This is a genomic window from Streptomyces sp. NPDC017056, assembly GCF_044332485.1.
Taxonomy (GTDB): domain Bacteria; phylum Actinomycetota; class Actinomycetes; order Streptomycetales; family Streptomycetaceae; genus Streptomyces.
Genome location: NZ_JBIRPD010000043.1, coordinates 1 through 2,808 on the forward strand (window position 1 = coordinate 1; position 2,808 = coordinate 2,808).

Here is a 2,808-nt window from a genome sequence, read left to right on the forward strand (position 1 = left end):
ACAGTCTGCCGGCTGTGGGACGAGTCAGAAACCGTTGGTGTAGGCGAAGGACATGCGAAAGGTCCGGCGTAGAGGGTAAGACCCCCGTAGCTGAAACATCAACGGCTCGTTTGAGAGACACCCAAGTAGCACGGGGCCCGAGAAATCCCGTGTGAATCTGGCGGGACCACCCGCTAAGCCTAAATATTCCCTGGTGACCGATAGCGGATAGTACCGTGAGGGAATGGTGAAAAGTACCGCGGGAGCGGAGTGAAATAGTACCTGAAACCGTGTGCCTACAAGCCGTGGGAGCGTCGCTGTCATCTTCGGATGGCAGTCGTGACTGCGTGCCTTTTGAAGAATGAGCCTGCGAGTTTGCGGTATGTTGCGAGGTTAACCCGTGTGGGGAAGCCGTAGCGAAAGCGAGTCCGAATAGGGCGTTGAGTAGCGTGCCCAAGACCCGAAGCGGAGTGATCTAGCCATGGGCAGGTTGAAGCGGAGGTAAGACTTCGTGGAGGACCGAACCCACCAGGGTTGAAAACCTGGGGGATGACCTGTGGTTAGGGGTGAAAGGCCAATCAAACTCCGTGATAGCTGGTTCTCCCCGAAATGCATTTAGGTGCAGCGTCGTGTGTTTCTTGCCGGAGGTAGAGCACTGGATAGGCGATGGGCCCTACCGGGTTACTGACCTTAGCCAAACTCCGAATGCCGGTAAGTGAGAGCGCGGCAGTGAGACTGTGGGGGATAAGCTCCATGGTCGAGAGGGAAACAGCCCAGAGCATCGACTAAGGCCCCTAAGCGTGTGCTAAGTGGGAAAGGATGTGGAGTCGCAGAGACAACCAGGAGGTTGGCTTAGAAGCAGCCATCCTTGAAAGAGTGCGTAATAGCTCACTGGTCAAGTGATTCCGCGCCGACAATGTAGCGGGGCTCAAGCACACCGCCGAAGTCGTGTCATTGCAGCATGAGACCTAACGGTTGCTGTGATGGGTAGGGGAGCGTCGTGTGCCGGGTGAAGCAGCACCGGAAGGTAGTTGTGGACGGTTCACGAGTGAGAATGCAGGCATGAGTAGCGATACACACGTGGGAAACGTGTGCGCCGATTGACTAAGGGTTCCTGGGTCAAGCTGATCTGCCCAGGGTAAGTCGGGACCTAAGGCGAGGCCGACAGGCGTAGTCGATGGACAACCGGTTGATATTCCGGTACCCGCTTTGAAGCGCCAAACATCGAATCCATTAATGCTAAGGCCGTGAAGCCGCCCTGGAGTCTTCGGACAAAGGGGAGTGGTGGAGCCGCTGATCCAAGGTGGTAGTAGGTGAGTGATGGGGTGACGCAGGAAGGTAGTCCAGCCCGGGCGGTGGTTGTCCCGGGGTAAGGGTGTAGGGCGCTGTCTAGGCAAATCCGGACAGCATGATGCCTGAGACCTGATGCCGAGCCGATTGTGGTGAAGTGGATGATCCTATGCTGTCGAGAAAAGCCTCTAGCGAGTTTCATGGCGGCCCGTACCCTAAACCGACTCAGGTGGTCAGGTAGAGAATACCGAGGCGTTCGGGTGAACTATGGTTAAGGAACTCGGCAAAATGCCCCCGTAACTTCGGGAGAAGGGGGGCCATTGCTGGTGATGAGTCTTGCACTCTGAGCTGGTGGTGGCCGCAGAGACCAGCGAGAAGCGACTGTTTACTAAAAACACAGGTCCGTGCGAAGCCGTAAGGCGATGTATACGGACTGACGCCTGCCCGGTGCTGGAACGTTAAGGGGACCGGTTAGCTCCATTTCGGTGGGGCGAAGCTGAGAACTTAAGCGCCAGTAAACGGCGGTGGTAACTATAACCATCCTAAGGTAGCGAAATTCCTTGTCGGGTAAGTTCCGACCTGCACGAATGGCGTAACGACTTCTCGACTGTCTCAACCATAGGCCCGGTGAAATTGCACTACGAGTAAAGATGCTCGTTTCGCGCAGCAGGACGGAAAGACCCCGGGACCTTTACTATAGCTTGATATTGGTGTTCGGTTCGGCTTGTGTAGGATAGGTGGGAGACTGTGAACTCGTCACGCCAGTGGCGGGGGAGTCGTTGTTGAAATACCACTCTGGTCGTGCTGGATGTCTAACCTGGGTCCGTGATCCGGATCAGGGACAGTGTCTGGTGGGTAGTTTAACTGGGGCGGTTGCCTCCTAAAGAGTAACGGAGGCGCCCAAAGGTTCCCTCAGCCTGGTTGGCAATCAGGTGTTGAGTGTAAGTGCACAAGGGAGCTTGACTGTGAGACTGACGGGTCGAGCAGGTACGAAAGTAGGGACTAGTGATCCGGCGGTGGCTTGTGGAAGCGCCGTCGCTCAACGGATAAAAGGTACCCCGGGGATAACAGGCTGATCTTCCCCAAGAGTCCATATCGACGGGATGGTTTGGCACCTCGATGTCGGCTCGTCGCATCCTGGGGCTGGAGTCGGTCCCAAGGGTTGGGCTGTTCGCCCATTAAAGCGGTACGCGAGCTGGGTTTAGAACGTCGTGAGACAGTTCGGTCCCTATCCGCTGTGCGCGTAGGAGTCTTGAGAAGGGCTGTCCCTAGTACGAGAGGACCGGGACGGACGAACCTCTGGTGTGCCAGTTGTCCTGCCAAGGGCATGGCTGGTTGGCTACGTTCGGAAAGGATAACCGCTGAAAGCATCTAAGCGGGAAGCCTGCTTCGAGATGAGGACTCCCACCCCCTTTGAGGGGTTAAGGCTCCCAGTAGACGACTGGGTTGATAGGCCAGATATGGAAGCCCGGTAACGGGTGGAGTTGACTGGTACTAATAGGCCGAGGGCTTGTCCTCAGTTGCTCGCGTCCACTGTGT

General features: G+C 56.5%; 1 rRNA gene. It reads left to right on the plus strand.

What is annotated here, in order from left to right:
- Positions 1 to 2,787, plus strand: a 23S ribosomal RNA gene (locus ACH4OW_RS39035); the annotation flags it as partial.
- Between the last annotated feature and the right edge of the window lie 21 nt (positions 2,788 to 2,808).